Genomic DNA, 17815 nt, shown 5'->3' with positions numbered 1-17815 from the left:
TCCCCATCTCAAACAAGCAGAAAAGCTGGAACTGAGCAGCCCCAGCTTTTCGCTGACATAAACTATTTCGGTAATATCCCCGTCATCCACTTGTAAAACGATTCTGACAGGATTGGTGTATTCTCTAAAATCCATTCTGCAACAGACGAACCCGTAATCGCATTTTGCGCCCACTCCGCTGGGAAAATAGCACCCACATACAGCAGTAAGAAAAGAACCAAGTATGTTTGCAAAACGCCTAACACAGCTCCGATTAGTCCGTTCACTTGGCGCAAAACTGGCACTTTAGTCACGCCTTTAAACAGTGATGCAATCATGTGAACCACAATCACTGCCACTAGAAAAATCATTAGAAAAGCAATACTGTTATAATAGGCATCCTCTGTGTGAAGCGCATCCAGTACTGCATACAAATCATTAGACTTCTCCAACTCTGGATAGGGAATAAACGTAATATGAGGAGCTAAAGCCTCATAGTATTTGTACGCAACAAAAAAGGATAGCAAATATCCAATCGTAATAATCAACTGCCTTAAAACACCGTTCCGATAACCATTGATGAATCCGCCAATCAATAAAATGAGTATAATAGCATTTAAAATCATTTATTCGCGTCCTTTGATACGAGCTAGCTCTTTCTCTAACTCTTGATATTTTTCCTCTAATTTCAGATAATCGTGTGTGGCATTAACAGCAGTCAATACAGCAAGTCTACCACTATCTAGCGTCCTATTTTGCGCACCAATCTCATGCATTTTCTCATCGACTAAACGCGCTACAAGACGAAGATGTTCGGTAGGTTCCACACCAACAATCGTATATTCTCTTCCATATATTGTTGTTGTCAGCTTATTTCTAGTATTATCCGCCATCTGTCTTCCTCCTCGTTAATATCCTTCGCACACATTTATCCTACTTGTACCCCATCTTATCATGAAAAGCAAATGAAGAAAAGCGCAAATGTTTCAATCTAGAACGATTTCAGCCTTAAGTATGAAACAATCGCGTGAATTATGGTAAAATGAAAAGCAATGAAACTTAAAAGAAAGAAGATGATCTCCATCGCAAACACTGTCATTCAAGCTACACCAACTCAAATCGAAGCTATGCAAAAAGCTTATTTAGCCAATATGTCTGATAAAATTCCACCTGGTGCTATTTTTGCGGTAAAAAAAGCTGGCCTTTCCATCACTGCTTACAAATCGGGGAAAGTAATGTTTCAAGGTAGCCAAGGAGAACGAGAAGCCGCTAAATGGGGCACTGCAACCACACCTAAAGCAAAGGCGTCCAAAGTAAGCACATCCGTCTTACCCGCTGGCTTTGCCTCCAAAAATGTCGTAGGCTCTGATGAGGTTGGAACTGGTGACTACTTTGGCCCTATGATCGTTGCTGCTTGTTACGTTGACCAAGCGATGATGCCACTACTAAAACAACTCGGGGTCAAAGATTCCAAAGCCATGACTGACCCAGAAATCTGCGAGATTGCCAAAAAAATTATCCCCGTTGTCCCGCATAGCTTGTTACTTTTACCTAATCCTAAATACAACGAACTCCAAGCAAAGGGCATGAATCAAGTACAGATGAAAGCCATCCTGCATAATCGGGCACTAGAAAACGTCTTAACAAAAATACGACCTATCAAGCCCGATGCCGTTCTCATTGATCAATTTGCCGAAAAGAATACCTATTATCGATACTTAGCAAAAGAACCATCTGTCGTCCGAGAAGACGTCTTCTTCGCGACAAAAGCTGAAGGATTACACCTATCAGTAGCTGCGGCTTCCATCATCGCCCGCTCACGCTTTGTTGAAGCTTTTCAAGATATGGAACGCGAACTGGGTCTACTCATTCCAAAAGGCGCAAGTTCCAAAGTCGACCAAGTAGCCGCGGATATTCTAGATACAAAAGGCCCCGAAACGCTACAAAAATATACGAAATGGCACTTTGCAAACACAGATAAAGCAAAGACCTTATCACGAAGAAATTGATCATCCTAAACGTGGAGCAAACTCATAGATTTGGAATCTGCCAATCAATTGTTTGCTCCCCATTTGTCGCTAAATAACGATTCGCCTTTGAAAAATGCTGACATCCCATAAAACCCCGATTAGCTGATAGCGGGCTTGGGTGGACAGATGTTAGTATCAAATGATTTGGATTATGTAACAAGACTTGCTTTGATTTCGCATTATTTCCCCAGAGCAGAAAAACAACTGGCTCTGTTTTCTGGTCAAGAAGCGAAATAATCGTATCCGTTAATAGTTCCCACCCGTGATTTGCATGCGAATTTGGCTTCCCCTCCCTGACAGTAAGCACCGTGTTTAATAATAAAACACCCTGTTTCGCCCAAGGAAGCAAATACCCATTATTCGGAATCTGTAGCCCTACATCATCCGCCAATTCTTTATACATATTCACAAGCGACGGCGGCGTCCTCACTCCTGGCTTCACGGAAAACGACATACCATGCGCTTGCCCAGCCCCATGATACGGATCCTGCCCCAGAATCACCACTTTCGTATCTTGATAAGCCGTATACTTTAGCGCATTAAAAATGTCATACATATCCGGGTATACTCGCTCATTCCCATACTCCACCTTCAAAAATTCCCGCAAGTTCAAATAATAATCCTTACTAAACTCCTCTTGTAAAAGCGCATCCCAATCATTTCCTAATTGAATCATGTTGTCCCCCTCCACTTATTCCTAATACCACAATTATACCTGTAATAAGCGAATAAATGAACCATTTTCATACAACTTAGCCAAAAATGAAATTCAACACCTTGCTTCTTTGTTCATGATGGAAATTCGAACAGCCTTCTTCCCACCCCACAAGCGGATTGAAAAAATGTATGTTCACGTTTTCATTGAAATTAATTACTCTATCAATAGCTAATGAAATGTAAAGAGAACCTGATCCTTGAAAACTATAATGATCAGAGAAATACATGTTTGCTCCTTATTAACAGAAAAAGCTCATAACAAGAAAAAAAAGATACCCGATGAACTTTGGAAATATGTAATAATACAGGTAAGACTTATTATTTGGAGGAAAGAAAAGCATGAAAAAAGTAATTTTAGCAATTTTTATCGGGATTTTAACTTTCATGGGGGCCAAACAAGTATTTGCAGAAGAATTAGAAACTGCCGATAAATGGCATATATACACCAATGAAAAGACGCTTCATATTGATTTGAACAACCAACCAGACCCCTATGACCTTAGGCGAGCGATTGGTGCTCTGTATGATCAGGATAAATTAAATACAATTGAGAAAGTAAAGCTACAAGGTTCATTTTCAAGAGATAACGAGAATGAAACAACAGTCGGTGTTTTCTATCGTTTATTGTGGTCAGATACATTAGAAGAAGTGGCATTTACTAACTCGAATTTTGTTCCAAGTAGATTCTTTGCTGAAGCTAAAAATCTTCAAAAGTATTCTGATGACGGCTCGGTCACGGATTTCCATATCCGCTCTTTTCAACAAGCCCCCCTGCAATCTATTGATTCTAGGAACTTAAAAAGAATGGCTGTTGGTGCCATCAACAACGTCCAAATCGCTCATTTAAAATTAGAGTCTTTAGAAGAATTTTATAATAGTGGTGATCTATCGTTTGCCGGCAACACTGCTATTCAGAGCATTGACTTCCCAGCGCTTAAAACGGGGGCACGATTAATAGACAAGGTTCCCAATTTAGAAGCAGTGAACTTGCCAAAGCTTGAGAATGTAGGTACTTTTATGGGCGGTGACGAATATAAAATAAAGAGGGTCACCTTGCCTGCTATTAAGAATATAGGAACATTAGGATCTACGTCGATGTATTCTGCAAAGCTTATGGTTGAAATTCCTCATGACGCAACGATTGACTACACAAGCTCTAATAAAATTGCATTTTCAAAAACGCAAAAGACGCACTATAAATATAAAGCTGGAGAATTTATCAAAATAACTGCTTTTGACCAAGCCCTCTTTGGCAGATTCTATAATGGATATCCCGATACGGGAGAAGACCGACGATTTCGTGTGCAATGGAAAAAAGATGGTGAATGGATTAGTCCAGAAGGTAATCAAATTTTCCAATATACAAGAGGAAAAGCATCAGATTCAGGGACATATCAAGCGTTTATAACACAATTTGATGAAGTCGTATCGGAATTTGAGGCACCAATCATTCAATTGGATGTAGAGGAAGAACCTCAGGGGAACTCTCCTTTTCAAACATAAATCCGTATTTCTTATTTAAGCCCTATCAAATTACTGGAAACAAGGCATTGGTAAAAAGAAAAGATGCGACAACTGGAATTACAGTCAGTGATATGCGTAGCAAGAAAGAAGCCTGGGAACTGCGCGCAAGAATTGAAGAGCCTTTAAAAGATGAAAGAACAGGAAAGGTTCTTGATGATGCGCTAGTGTATAAAGACGAAACCGGAAAATTGAGTAACCTCACAAGCGAAAGTCTTCTCGTATATCAGAGTGGTGCCCTAGGGGAAGAAGAGACAGAAATAAAATGGCCGGAAGATCAAGGTATACTGGTAAACATACCAGCCAATGCCTCCGCTTCTTCCTATCAAACTAAAATTTATTGGGATTTAGCAAGCACACCAGACTAAAAAATGTTGGATATAAAAAAATACGTATCGAAAATCTAATTGCTGATTTCCGATACGTATTTTCCTTCTTTCGGGAACCTTGTGTCCCGGTTTCCTCTCTGTTTATTCCCGATTTTTTGGATCTACATTTTCCTGATGCTCATTTTTCCTAGTGATAAATGGCCACCAGTTGGCTTTTCCGAATAAACGAACCATGACTGGGACAAAGAGTGGTAAGACGACAAAGGCGTAAAGGAGTAACCCTATCAGTACCACCGAGGCGATCTCTAGCAGAGATAGTACTCCCGCAGGCATCATCGCTGCGAACGTTCCTCCAAGAATTAGCACAGCTGAGAAGATGACGCCTCCCATGTTTTTCATTGTTAAAATCATCCGCTCGCGAATCGGCATACCATGATATTCGTTAAATCGTGTCATCAGGAAGATGGAATAATCGATGCCAAGCGCGACGAGTACGACAAATCCGAAGAACGGTGTTGCCCACGTTAAACCGTCGTAACCAATGATTCGCGCGAAGATGATCTCCGCAATACCGATGGAAGCAAAGTACGTTAAGACGAGTGATGCTACTAAATATAATGGCATAACGAGAGAGCGTAGCACGATGACTAGCACAATGAATACCCCCGTTAATACGAAAATTAATACCATCTGATAATCAGCGCTAGACATGTCTCTCGTATCGTAGTTAATACTTGTCATACCACCAATTCCGATATTGGCATTTTCGAGTTTTGTTCCTTGTAAACTCGACTTTAGTTGCGCGTTGATACCGTCAATCGTGTCCATTGCGGCATCAGAATATGGATTTTTTGTCAGGACTAGATTCAGTGACGCTAGTTTTCCGTCTGATGACATATATTGGTCTAGTACTTTTTGATAGTCCGCGTTCTGTAGTAGCTGGTCTGGAATGTAAATGCCTGAGTCCGCATATGGAACATTCGACCAATTTTTCACGAAATCGTTTGCTCCGGTTAAACCGGATTGTATTTGACCTAAACCATCAGCACTTTGTTTTAAACCGGTTGTTAATTGCCCAATTTGGCCTGTCATCGCGCTAAATCCAGTTTGTAATTGGCCCTGACCTGCTGCGAGTTGAGATAATGCGGACGAAATTTCTGGCATTTTAGCGACGACTTGATCTTCTCCTGCCGATGCTTGATTTAAACCGGTTTCTAGTTGGTCTAATCCTGTCTCGATCTGTCCTAAGCCGCTGTTGAATGCGCCAAGTCCTTGTGTGATTTCTGCATTTTTGGCGTTTAGTTGGGACATGCTAAATGCTAGTTTTTGGATACCATCATTAAGAGCCGTCATTTGTTGTTTTGCTTTCGCAGTTTCTTTGTCGATGCTGGCTTGAATTTGTGGTCCTAACGCTTTTGTGGCTTGGCCAAGTTTGGCGAAATCACCCATAATAGCTTGGAAATCTGGATCGTTTATCGCGGCTGGATGACTAGCAATGTAGGCTTTTAATGAACCATTCATGTTGCTGAACAAAGCACCCAGCGCCGATGTATCAATCGCTGGTTTCGCCGGATTTTGGAATTGTGCGGTTTGATCTGCTACTTTTTGTAATGCCGTTCCAACTTGGTCATAGCCAGCTTGAATTTGCTGTTGACCGTTTTGCAAAGTTGCGAGTTGGCTTCGAGCGGAGCGGATTCCTGCTTCTAAGTCTCCTGCTCCTGATGCCCCTTCTTTAATGCCCGCTGAAATTTGTGTTAGTGCATCTTGAAGTTGGTCGACACCGTCTTTTGTAGCGACGGTTCCGGCTTGCAATTCACCGACACTTTTCACAGCTTTATTTAACTGTGGTTCTGATTTTGACATTTGTGAACTTGCATCGGATAAGCCTTTTTGAATTGTGCCAAGCCCCTTATCTGCGGTATCTAAGCCATCGCCTACTTTACCTGCTTGGTCTTTGACATAAATATCGTCGAGACGCTTGCCTGTTGGTCGTGTAGCACCGAGAACCATGTCAACGCCATGCACGTGAGATAAATCCGTCGAAATTTCTTCTAGTAAAGCAAGATATTCCGTCGTTTTCATCGAATCATCATTTTCTAAATAAACCGTCGTTGGCGCCACTTGTCCTGCTCCGAAACTATCCGAAACGACATTGAAGCCTTTTTTAGACGGGTATTTGTCGCTAATTTCATCCAAGGAGTTGAATGATAGATTTCCTGTGTACATAATAATTGGTGGCACAGTAATCACTGCCACAACGAGAAGTGCTAGGAATGGTCTGGCAAAAGCGAACTTCCCGGCTGCTCCCCATAGCTTATTTTCTTTGTGCCCAACGTTTTTATTCAGTGGCCAAAATAATTTGGTGCCGAGTGTCGCCATGAAAAATGGAACTATCGTGAACAACGCGGCAAGAAGGACTACAATGCCAACAGCCACAGCCACGGCGGAGCGATAAAGTTCGAACTGAACAAAGCTGAGCGATGCAAATGCAACAAGTACGGCAATGCCGCTGTAAATCACTGTTTTCCCGGCTGTCCGATACGTTGCAAATACAGCTTCTCTCCCTGTCAAGCCATTTCCAATCTCTTCCTTAAAGCGACTCATCAGCAAAATGCAATAATCCGTCCCAATCCCAAACAGTATGCAAACCATAAAGATTTGCGTGTATGTTGATACTGGGAAATTGAGTTGGTCTACTAAGAACGAAACAACTGCTTGACTCGTTATATAGCTGATACCAACTGTTAATAACGGAATAAATGGGGCCACAACCGAGCGGAAAACTAAGACCAATACGACTAAAATAAAGACGATCGTAATGCCTTCTGTTTTATGTAAACCGTCTTCAGAACTTTGGACAACATCCTCTTGGATCAAAGCATTTCCAGTCAAGTAAGTGTCAACGCCTTTTATGTCCATTTTTTTATCGATCGCTGTTCTGATGTCTTTAACTGGCGTTTTGCCCGCATCGACATTGAATGTCGCCACCATCGTTTTGCCGTCTTTTGATAGGAACTTATCTTTTAGCTCTGGCTGGTTAAAACTGTCGACAACGCTTGTAATATGCAGCGATTCCTTATTTTTTTCAATATCGGTTAATGAGCCTTCGATATGATCGAGATCCTTATCTGTCAGTTTTTTATGAGATGTGTATACTGCGATGTAGGCCTGCCCCTGTTTATCAGGATTATGTTTCTTCTCCATTTCCGTTGCTAGTGAAGAAGGATAGCCATCTGGTAGCTTGATTTCGCCCTTTTCGCGAACGAGATCAGCCATATTTGGTGCCGTAAAAATAAGTGCAGCCATGACGACAAGCCACGCTACCACAATCAGCCATCTAAATTTTACAATCCATTTCATTACACGTTCCCCCTCTTTTTTTGGATGACTGACTCAGATATTTTTTTATATAATGTTAAAAATTGCTCGCTGTCTTCCTCGCCTAAAATTTCTAGCCACCCCGACACAAGTTATTCTAGTTTTTGTTCTCATGTCTCGTATACCTTTTCCCCATTTTTCGTTACGGTTAACCTAAATCTGCGGAGATCTTGTGGATTTTTTGCACGGTGAATTGAATCTTTTTCAAGTAAGCGGTTCATCTTGGCTGGAATGGCGCTTTTATGCACGCTAAGCGCGGTTGCCAAATCATTTCATCATGCTCCTAGGCGGATGCAAAAAAACTGCCCTTTCCAGATCGGAAAGAACAGTTTTATAAAAAGATCCATTTAACGAATCACAGCATCGAATTTAGTTTCGAGCGCCGTAACGATCGCTTGGTTGGCTTTGGTCACTTCTTCATCCGTCAATGTTCGTTCTGGATCAAGGAATGTCAACGTGTAAGCCATCGATTTTTTGTCAGCGCCTAGTTTCTCGCCTTCAAAAATATCGAAAAGTTGGATGTTCGTGAGTAATTTGCCAGCTTGTGTCTTGATTTCATTTTCGAGGGCAGCTTGGCTCACTTCTTTATTTACGAGCAAAGCGATATCACGCGTCATACTCGGGAATCTTGGGATCGTATGATATACTACAGTTTCTTTTGGAGATGCTAAAATACGCGTAGCATCTAGCTCAAACACATACGTTTCCTTAAGATCCAATTCGTCAGCAAGGGATGGATGAACTTGTGCCAAGTAGCCGATTTCCTCTCCAGCTAGCCAAATGGAGGCTGTTCTTCCAGGATGCAAGTCGGTTTTCTCTGCTTGCTTCCACTCCAAAGCATCCTTTAGGCCAATTTTTGCTACTACGCCTTCCACAATCCCTTTCAATAAGAAGAAGTCGACCTTTTTGCCTTGTTTTTGCCAGTCATTTTCGTGCCAATTTCCAGTGATTAATCCTGCTAAATGCTCGGTTTCTAATGGTAAATTATCGCCCTCAGTCGCGTAGAAAACCGTTCCTAATTCGTATAGCGCTACACTATTATTTTTACGTGCCACATTGTAACTTGCCGCTTTTAAAAGTTGGGGCACGATACTTGTGCGCAAATGGCTATGTTCCTCGCTCATCGGCATGCTAAGTGATACCGCTTTTTCGGCAGATAGCGCAAGTCTTGTCGCGGCCTGTTCAGTCGTCAAAGAATACGTCAGCGCTTGGTTCAAACCAGCACCTTCAAGGTATGCCCGAATCGTTCTTTTAGCCGCTTGTTCCACCGTCAAGTGTCCAGCTGAGACACTGTTTGGCAATGTGGACGGAATGTTATCATATCCATAAATACGAGCAACCTCTTCAAAAATATCGGCCTCAATCGTGATATCCCAACGTCGTGACGGCACAATAATGGCTAGTGAATCACCGTCCGCTGTTGCTTCAAACGCTAACTTAGCAAAAATGGCTGCCACTTCTGCATTCGACATCTCTGTTCCAAGCACACGATTAATACGGGTCAATGCTGTTTTAATACAACTGGTCGTTTTTTCGCGGTTATCCACTGCCGCCACGCCACCAACAAGCGTTCCACCAGCAAGTTTGGCAATGAGTGCTGCGCCATGTTGCAATGCCTTCTCGACTTTCCACGCATCACTGCCTTTATCATAACGAATACTTGCTTCCGTTCTAATGTTCAGCTCACGAGAAGCTCTCCCGACATAACTACTAGCAAAAATGGCGCCTTCTAGCGCAACCGTCGTTGTCGTTTCGACAACCTCAGACGTTTCGCCACCCATCACACCTGCAATCGCAATCGGAGCCGTTCCATTCGTGATTACCGCATGACCTTCACGAAGCGTCCGTGTTTCGCCGTCCAATGTAACAATTTCTTCGCCATTTGTAGCGAGCCGAACGAGAATTTCTTTACTGCCAATACGGTCATAATCAAAAGCATGTAACGGTTGGCCGTACTTCAAGCAAATGTAATTCGTAATATCCACCACATTGTTATGCGGACGAATTCCCGCTTTCATTAATTTCGTTTGTAGCCAAAGCGGTGATTCTTTTACCACGACATCCTTAATTACTTGCATCCCGTAAAATGGCGTCGTTTCTGCATCTTTCACGCTCACTTGAATGTAATCCGCTATCTCACCTTGTGTCGCTACTTCTGGAACAGCCTCAAACGTCGCTTTTTGATCCACAATCGCACCAACTTCATACGCCACACCTGTCATGCTAAGCGCATCCGCACGATTCGGCGTAATCGCCATATCTAAAATCGCATCATCTAGGCCAAGTAACACCGTCGCATCCGCACCAACTTCCACCTCATTCGGCAATACGAAAATGCCATCCGCGACAGCTTTTGGAATCGTTTTCCCTTCAAATCCTAATTCTTGTAACGAACAGATCATACCTTCGGAGACTTCGCCACGCAATTTCGCACGCTTAATCTTCATACTGCCTGGCAATTTTGCACCAACGCGAGCCACGATTACTTTTTGACCAGCTGCAACGTTTGGTGCGCCGCAAATAATTTGAATTGGCTCCGACTCACCGACGTTTACCGTACATTTATTCAGTGTATCTGCGTTCGGATGTTTCTCACATGTTAAGACTTCACCGACAACGACATTGGAAATTTCTGCATCCAAGTACGCTACGCCCTCTATTTCAATTCCGCCACGCGTGATGCGCTCGCCTAGCTCTTCTGCTGAAACCGCTAGATTCGGAAAATATTCTTTGACCCATTGATATGATACTAACATGATTTTTCGCCCCCTTATTCTTTCACCGAAAATTGATTTGTAAACCGCAGATCGTTCGTGTATAAGTGACGAATATCATCCACTGCATATTTCAACATCGCGACACGCTCTGGTCCCATTCCGAATGCAAAACCGCTATATTTTTTCGAATCGATGCCTGACATTTCCAGTACATTTGGGTGCACCATGCCGGAACCAAGAATCTCGATCCAGCCAGTTCCTTTACAAACACGGCAACCTTCCCCGCCACATTTGAAGCACGAAATATCCATCTCAACGGACGGCTCTGTGAATGGGAAAAAACTTGGACGCAAACGAACATCGCGGTCTTCGCCAAACATTTTTTTCGCGAGCACGGTCAGGGTGCCTTTTAAATCGGCCAACGTAATATTTTCATCGACAACAAGCCCTTCGATTTGCGTGAACTGATGAGAATGCGTCGCGTCATCATTATCACGACGGTAAACTTTACCTGGACAAATAATTTTAATCGGTCCATTCGCAAAATCATGTTTTTCCATGACGCGCGCCTGAACTGGTGACGTTTGCGTACGCAACAACGTATTCTCCGTAATGTAAAAACTATCCTGCATATCGCGTGCTGGATGGTCTTTTGGCAAGTTTAGAGCTTCAAAGTTGTAATAATCCTTCTCGACTTCCGGGCCTTCCGCAATCGTGTAACCCATTCCAATAAATAGATCTTCAATTTCTTCGATAACTTGCGTCAATAAGTGTCCCGTTCCCGCCTCTACAGCTGTGCCAGGAAGCGTCACATCAATTGTCTCATTCGCAAGTTGTGCTTTGATTTGTGCTGCACCAAGTTCATCTTGCTGTTCTTGAATGGCGTTTGTCAATTGTTCCCGAACCTCATTCGCAATGGCGCCGACTTTCGGACGTTCTTCTGCAGATAATTTCCCCATTTGCTTCATGATTTCCGTCATTGGGCCCTTTTTCCCTAAATACTTCACCCGTAAATCGTTCAACGTTTCTAAGTTTTCTACGGCCCCGATTTCCTTCAAAGCCTCTTGTTTCAATTGCTCCAACTGATCTAACACGCTACTTCACTCCTTATTTTTAGCCAAAATAAAAAACCTTATCCACAAAAGGGACGAGGTTTATAATCACGCGGTACCACCCTAATAGACAGCACTAGGCTATCCACTTCATTCGAATAACGGCTTCACACCGATCTGTCTTTCATTACCAAAATAAATCCCGACAGCGACTCCAGAGCTGAAATGTTCACTCGTACGTATCATTGCGAGGTTATTCGCAGTCTAGATAACCTCTCCCTAAAAATGACTCCGTAAAGCTACTTGTCTCCTTCAACGTCTTTAAAACATATTTAGTTGATACGTTTCATTATAGTATGTTTTGATAGGATTTTCAAGGTAAAAAGGAAATATGGCGCATAAACATTGTTCTGCGCCTTCGGACCGAGTTTTTTCGGAGTTGAACGAGCCGATTCAGCTTTTCAATTCAATCCAATCTTCTGCCCATTCCTGGACTTGAATCATTACTTTCTCCAAGCCTTTACCTTTTTCGGTCAATACATATTCAATACGAACAGGTGTCTCTGGGTACACATGCCGCACGACGATTCCGGATTCTTCTAACTCTTTTAAGCGCTCTGCAAGGACACGATCACTCATTTGCGTAATCTCACCAGCAATTTCCTTGAAGCGTTTCGGTCCATCAAGCAAAACATTAATAATCAGACCTGTCCAACGCTTGCCAAGTAGCGAAAAGGCATTTTCGAACTTCGGACACATTGTATGCGTTTCTTCTTTCATTGTTCTCACCTCGCAACCATTATACCATATCCCGAGCAAGAAAGTAACTAATTTAACCTCCGTGGCTTACAATTAATAAGTGAATGGAGCCATTGAAAATTCACGCATTTAGGAGTAAAATGAAGGAAACAGATACGTTCATTAAAAACAAAATTGGAGGGATCATCACTATGACACAGTCCAGATATGTTGTAAAAAGTAGCGTAGCCGAAACGATGGATTTAATTAAATTATCCCAGTCTGAAAATGACATCGTCTTTGAAGAATTGCGCCAATTTGGAGAGTTCCAGCAAGGTATGTTAACATATGAACGTTCCTATTTACGTTCCAGCAATCAAACCGCCTTATTTATCGTGGTACACAATTTCAACCACGTCACCGAAGTCACAATGATTGCAACCGGTGGATCAAACGGTAGCCTCTTTAATATTGATTGGGGCGTCGCAAAAGGCATTATTGGCGGCGTGAAGTCTGCATTAAAACCTGTGTTGATCGAGGAAGTAAAGTTGCCAAAATAGGAAAAAGAGTCTGAGACAAAACTCAAGATAAAGCAAAATCGTCCAACCCGTTACTTTGGGTAGAACGAAAATTTTGCTTTACACAAATCGAGCGAAAGCGTTTGTATTCAGGGAGTTTGGTGGAAGCCGGAAGCGGAGTGTACGATTGTACATGAGAACCGAAAATCCGCTAAACTCCCTGAATGCGAGCGCTTTTCACCGATTTATCTGGGTTATGTCCCAGCCAGTTTTGCTTATTTTAGCCCTATATATTGGGCTGTCGGATGCTGGCTAGTAGCCACCCTTCATTTGATTCTTACTTCCGCAACCCATACATCAAAATTCCCGCGGCTACTGCCACATTCAGCGATTCGCTAGCGCCGTATATGGGTATGTATACTTTATGCGTCAACCGGGTTTGTAGCTCCACTTGAATTCCGTTCCCTTCATTTCCGACCACCAAAGCCAGTGTTTCTCCTGGTTCTGTATCTTGTAATTTCGTTGCTGTATCATCTAAAACCGCGCCGAAAATTGGTACACCATCTTCTTCCAACCGCTCAATCCAGTTCAATAAATTCGCCTGCAACACCGGAATATGAAAATGGCTTCCTTGTGTGGATCGGATCACTTTTGGATTGTAAAGGTCCGCACTACCACGCCCAAGAACAACCGCGTCATATCCTGCGGCATCTGCTGTACGAATCAATGTCCCAACATTCCCCGGATCTTGTACGCCATCAAGCAATAAAAACTTCTTACCAAAAAGCATCATAATTTCTGGATCTTCCATTTTCACCACAGCAAAAATACCTTGATCTGTAATCGTTTCACTAATGCTTGTCGCAACTTCCTTGTTCACATAGAAAACGGGGAGATTCGCGGTATTCCACTCTTCTGGTATTTTCACATTTGGCGCTACGATTAGCTCTGTCACTAGGCCATCTTGACGCAATGCTTCTTCTACAAGATGAAAACCCTCTACTAAATAGGAAAATTCTTGTTGTCTCCCTTTTTTGGTTTGCAATTTACGCCAATTTTTGACGCGGTCATTTTTCGTTGATTTGATCATTTCCACGATTCATCACGCTCCCATTCCTACCTATTATAGCATAATGGTTGCATTTAAATAGGCCTTTTATGAAATCCTTCTTTTATCTAGTGCGCAAAACTGGTATAATACGTTAAAGATACAACGTTTTAAAGGGGAGAATGAGATTATTATGCAAACAAATCGGGAACAATGGACATCAAAAATTGGCTTTATTTTGGCGGCGGCTGGGTCGGCGATTGGGCTAGGCGCTTTATGGAAAATGCCTTATGTAACGGCGAATGCTGGCGGTGGCGCTTTCTTTCTTATTTTTGCAGTCTTTACAATATTTATTGGCTTACCGGTCTTGCTCGGTGAATTTGTGATTGGACGTAAGACGCAGAGCGGAACCATTTCGGCCTATCAAAAACTTGCACCAAACACAAAATGGGATTGGACGGGGCGTATTGGTGTCCTTACCTGCTTTTTGATTCTTGCTTTTTATTGCGTCGTTGGTGGCTGGGCCTTACTTTACATATGGAAAGCCGCGACTGGAGCGCTTCATGGCCTTTCGGTGGATGCTTTGACAGCCTTGTTTGTCACGACTTCGAATGATCCACTACAAGTGATTTTGGCGACGGTTGCCTTTATTGCAATCAATCTTTTTGTATTGCTCAACGGTATTACAGCTGGCATTGAGCGCGCAAATCGGTGGATGATGCCGACGCTTTTCATTTTCTTGCTAATCTTGATTGTCTACTCCCTAACATTGCCGAATGCGATGGACGGCGTGCGCTACTTTTTAGAGCCGAAATTCGATGATTTGTCTTCGGATGGGATTTTACAAGCGCTTGGACAAAGTTTCTTCTCGCTTGCAGTTGGGGTTGGGGGTATGATTACGTATGCTTCTTATTTGAAGCGAGACGTCTTCTTGCCTAGTAGCGCGCTCACGATTGCTTTGATGAACTTACTCATTTCTTTATTTGCTGGATTGGCGATTTTTCCTGCAGCCTTCTCGTTTGGGATTGAGCCACAAGCTGGACCTGGACTACTTTTCGTCGTGTTACCTGCAATTTTTAATCAAGTGCCCTTTGGAATTGTGTTTTTACTACTATTCCTCGTCCTATTTTTGTTTGCCGCACTCACGTCTAGTTTCAACTTATTTGAAGTTCCGGTAACTGCATTTCTAGAAAAACGGCCAGAAGCCAGAAAGCGTGTGTTACTCATCGTTGTTGCGATCGTAACCTTGCTCGCTGTACCGACATCACTCAGTACTGGTGTCCTTGCCGACGTAACGATTTTCGGGAAAAATTTATTCGGTATCGCGGACTATCTTTCGTCCAACATCCTCCTCCCAATTGGCGCCTTTTTAATCGCGATTTTCGTCGGTTTTCGGATACCACGCCAATTACTACTGGAAGAGATTACATCCGGCGGCACCTTCCGCTTCAAACTTTTCGCGGCTTGGTTATTGCTTCTAAAATACGTATGTCCCATCGCGATTTTCGTCGTATTTTTGCAACAACTCGGAATTTTATAGATCAGAAAAAAGATGATGCGAAAAAATGCACCATCTTTTTTCTTTATAAACTTGTGAAAACATCATGGATCATCCGTTCTACATTATCTGCGTGATAATCGAGGTCATCTAGCGCTTCCATTGGGTTCACATAAAGCATACGCGTCAAAAGTTCTGTATACGCCACTGGCTCAAGTCCTGCCTCGCGCCCCGCTAACTCATTCGTATGCGCTTCTTTTCTAGCCATCGCTTGGAGTTCTCGGAGCGTCATTGTTTTGATTTTTGTATCTACTCGTAAGGCGCGCTTCGCTTGGATTAGGAAGACCTCATTCGATATATTACTCCAGCCTAATGTGTAACTTTTAGAACCAATGCTTTCGTTCGCTGCGCCAACAAGGGCTTGACCTACCTGCTTTGCCGTCATGTAGCACGAACCGCCTGTTGCTTTATTATGCTGATCGACATAGAGCGGAAACTCCGCACGATGCAGACGCTTCGCATACGTTTTCCATGCAGTCACTTGGCTCGGCACCAAACCGACCACATACGGTAACCGCAGAGCTACTGTCGTTAAGCCATTCCCATTCTCGTTTAGCAGACGCATCTCCTGCTCCACACTTGCATAAATATACGGATGAATCCCCGTCAATTGTAATTCTGGCCACAAGGCGTGAAAATAGTTATAAAACGACGTACAAAGAATAAATTTAGATAGTCGCGCTTGTCTTGCTAATTGCGCTAAATGTTCTACTGGCTCTACATTCGCCTGGAAGAAAAACTCTTTTGCTGGCTTTTTTGGTATAAAATGCGAGTTCACTCCACCCGCAAAAATAAAAATATCATGCCCATTCAACAGCTTCACAATCTCCGCATCTGACATATCATTTATATTTCCAAAATGATGTTTGGCACGCGGATCAAGCACGCCATCTTCTGGTACTGGTGGCAAGGAGAACGTGGTGACGTAATAATCCTCCGTATCCAAAAATGCTTTTGTAGCAGCATGACCGATCAAACCTGTGCCACCGAGTATGAATACTGATTTCAAGTGGTGTAACCTCCCCTAAGTTGAGCTGTCTCCTCTTATCCTAAGCGTATTTCTTTTACCGTATCGGCATCTAAACGTTTCACCACTTCGGTAATCAATTTCACTGCATTCGTAAAGTCATCCCGGTGAAGCATAGATGTATGTGAATGAATATAACGTGTCGCGATCGTGATTGATAAGGAGGGGATTCCGTTACCTGTCAAATGAATCGCACCTGAATCTGTACCACCAGCCGCGATAGCTTCGAATTGGTACGGAATTTCTAGTTCGTCCGCGACATCTGTTACAAAATTACGTAGTGGTACATGACTAATCATCGATGCGTCGTAAATGATAATTTGTGGGCCTTCTCCCATTTTGCTGACTGCTTCTTTTGCTGTCACACCAGGCGTATCTCCCGCAATTCCAACATCGACACCGAATGCGATATCTGGCATAATTTGATGTGCTGATGTTTTTGCACCGCGTAAACCGACCTCTTCTTGCACTGTACCAACGCCGTACACGATATTCGGATGTTTCTCGCCCTTCAAGTTACGCAATACTTCAATCGCAATGGCAAGGCCAATACGGTTATCCCACGCTTTTGCAAGGAGGTACTTCTCGTTTTTCATCACGGTAAATTCAAATGCAGGAACGATCATATCGCCAGGCTTAATGCCCCAACTCACGACCTCGTCCTTATCCGCCGCACCAACATCGATAAACATATCTTTCATATCAAAAGCCTTTTGGCGCTCCGCTGCACTCATCAAATGTGGTGGCTTCGAACCAATCACGCCTGTAATCTCTTCCCCAGCACGCGTCACAATCGTCACACGTTGCGCTAACATCACAGAACTAACCCAGCCGCCAATCGTTTGGAATTTGATAAAACCTTTGTCATCGATTTGTGTGACCATGAATCCAACTTCATCTAAATGGCCAGCAATCATGATTTTCGGACCATTCGCGTCTCCCGTCTTTGTTGCGATGGCACTACCAAGTCCATCCGTTTCAAACGTATCTGCTAGTGGTTCTATGTAATTCTTGAAAACATTACGTACTTCGCGCTCGTTTCCAGAGATGCCTTTTGCGTCCGTCAACTCTTTTAGCATTTCTAATTGTTTATCCATTTTCCGTTCCTCCTCGAAATTGAGTGATTTTCCTACTATAGTATACGTCATTTCTGGTTACAAAACCACTTGTAGATTGCGTTTCGATATAAAAATAAGCGCCAAA

General features: G+C 42.9%; 15 protein-coding genes and 1 other annotated feature. Of the genes, 5 read left to right on the top strand and 10 right to left on the bottom strand.

From position 1 onward, the window contains the following. Nucleotides 1-62 precede the first annotated feature (62 nt). Complete coding sequence (locus tag PGRAN_RS02040; protein WP_036064660.1) at nt 63-605, bottom strand: CvpA family protein; 543 nt, start codon at nt 603-605, stop codon at nt 63-65. Then, the gene (zapA, locus tag PGRAN_RS02035; protein WP_036064659.1) at nt 606-872 is read right to left on the bottom strand and encodes a cell division protein ZapA; all 267 of its coding nucleotides are present in this window, start codon (nt 870-872) and stop codon (nt 606-608) included. A gap of 189 nt (nt 873-1061) precedes the next feature. Here zapA and rnhC point away from each other — a divergent pair, with 189 nt between their 5' ends. Then, entirely contained in the window at nt 1062-1988 is a 927-nt protein-coding gene (gene rnhC / locus PGRAN_RS02030; protein WP_149023976.1) for a ribonuclease HIII, read from the top strand. 22 nt (nt 1989-2010) lie between these two features. Here rnhC and PGRAN_RS02025 read toward each other — a convergent pair whose 3' ends face one another. Then, a complete protein-coding gene (locus tag PGRAN_RS02025; protein WP_036064657.1) occupies nt 2011-2685 on the bottom strand; it encodes a uracil-DNA glycosylase in 675 nt (224 codons plus the stop codon). 380 nt (nt 2686-3065) lie between these two features. Between PGRAN_RS02025 and PGRAN_RS02015 the strand changes: the two genes are divergently transcribed. Both PGRAN_RS02015 and PGRAN_RS02010 read left to right on the top strand, forming a co-directional pair. Further along, nucleotides 3066-4229, top strand: a complete 1164-nt coding sequence (locus tag PGRAN_RS02015; RefSeq protein WP_036064653.1) for a hypothetical protein — start codon at nt 3066-3068, stop codon at nt 4227-4229. Nucleotides 4230-4276: 47 nt separating this feature from the next. After that, nucleotides 4277-4615, top strand: coding sequence for a hypothetical protein (locus PGRAN_RS02010; RefSeq protein WP_036064651.1), 339 nt, complete (start codon nt 4277-4279; stop codon nt 4613-4615). Nucleotides 4616-4717: 102 nt separating this feature from the next. Here the strand turns inward: PGRAN_RS02010 and PGRAN_RS02005 are convergent, their stop codons facing one another. The 4 genes from PGRAN_RS02005 to PGRAN_RS01985 all read right to left on the bottom strand — a co-directional run bounded on the left by PGRAN_RS02005 (nt 4718) and on the right by PGRAN_RS01985 (nt 12503). Beyond that, the gene (locus PGRAN_RS02005; RefSeq protein ID WP_036064650.1) at nt 4718-7936 is read right to left on the bottom strand and encodes an MMPL family transporter; all 3219 of its coding nucleotides are present in this window, start codon (nt 7934-7936) and stop codon (nt 4718-4720) included. Nucleotides 7937-8301: 365 nt separating this feature from the next. Next, nucleotides 8302-10710 (bottom strand): phenylalanine--tRNA ligase subunit beta, encoded by a 2409-nt coding sequence (gene pheT / locus PGRAN_RS01995; RefSeq protein WP_036064648.1) that lies wholly within the window; start codon nt 10708-10710, stop codon nt 8302-8304. 14 nt (nt 10711-10724) lie between these two features. Beyond that, the gene (gene pheS / locus PGRAN_RS01990) at nt 10725-11765 is read right to left on the bottom strand and encodes a phenylalanine--tRNA ligase subunit alpha (protein ID WP_036064646.1); all 1041 of its coding nucleotides are present in this window, start codon (nt 11763-11765) and stop codon (nt 10725-10727) included. Nucleotides 11766-11811: 46 nt separating this feature from the next. After that, nucleotides 11812-12048: a binding site (T-box leader), on the bottom strand. Nucleotides 12049-12176: 128 nt separating this feature from the next. Beyond that, a complete protein-coding gene (locus PGRAN_RS01985) occupies nt 12177-12503 on the bottom strand; it encodes a winged helix-turn-helix transcriptional regulator (RefSeq protein ID WP_036064644.1) in 327 nt (108 codons plus the stop codon). Between the two features lie 119 nt (nt 12504-12622). On the opposite strand from PGRAN_RS01985, the gene PGRAN_RS01980 reads away from it, so the two are divergent. Further along, entirely contained in the window at nt 12623-13021 is a 399-nt protein-coding gene (locus PGRAN_RS01980; RefSeq protein ID WP_241433262.1) for a DUF6054 family protein, read from the top strand. Nucleotides 13022-13316: 295 nt separating this feature from the next. Here PGRAN_RS01980 and PGRAN_RS01975 read toward each other — a convergent pair whose 3' ends face one another. After that, entirely contained in the window at nt 13317-14075 is a 759-nt protein-coding gene (locus PGRAN_RS01975; protein ID WP_036064642.1) for a TrmH family RNA methyltransferase, read from the bottom strand. Nucleotides 14076-14220: 145 nt separating this feature from the next. Here PGRAN_RS01975 and PGRAN_RS01970 point away from each other — a divergent pair, with 145 nt between their 5' ends. Beyond that, complete coding sequence (locus tag PGRAN_RS01970; RefSeq protein ID WP_036064640.1) at nt 14221-15567, top strand: sodium-dependent transporter; 1347 nt, start codon at nt 14221-14223, stop codon at nt 15565-15567. 43 nt (nt 15568-15610) lie between these two features. On the opposite strand, the gene PGRAN_RS01965 is transcribed toward PGRAN_RS01970, so the two are convergent. Together PGRAN_RS01965 and PGRAN_RS01960 are read right to left on the bottom strand one after the other, a co-directional pair. After that, on the bottom strand, nt 15611-16594 hold the full coding sequence (locus PGRAN_RS01965; RefSeq protein ID WP_036064638.1) for an NAD-dependent epimerase/dehydratase family protein: 984 nt from the start codon (nt 16592-16594) through the stop codon (nt 15611-15613). 35 nt (nt 16595-16629) lie between these two features. Beyond that, nucleotides 16630-17709, bottom strand: a complete 1080-nt coding sequence (locus PGRAN_RS01960) for a M42 family metallopeptidase (RefSeq protein WP_036064636.1) — start codon at nt 17707-17709, stop codon at nt 16630-16632. Nucleotides 17710-17815 lie beyond the last annotated feature (106 nt).

It is taken from the genome of Listeria grandensis FSL F6-0971, assembly GCF_000525835.1.
Taxonomy (GTDB): Bacteria; Bacillota; Bacilli; order Lactobacillales; family Listeriaceae; genus Listeria_A; species Listeria_A grandensis.
The sequence above is the reverse complement of the archived record's forward strand: the minus strand, read 5'-3'. Positions and strand labels throughout refer to the sequence as shown.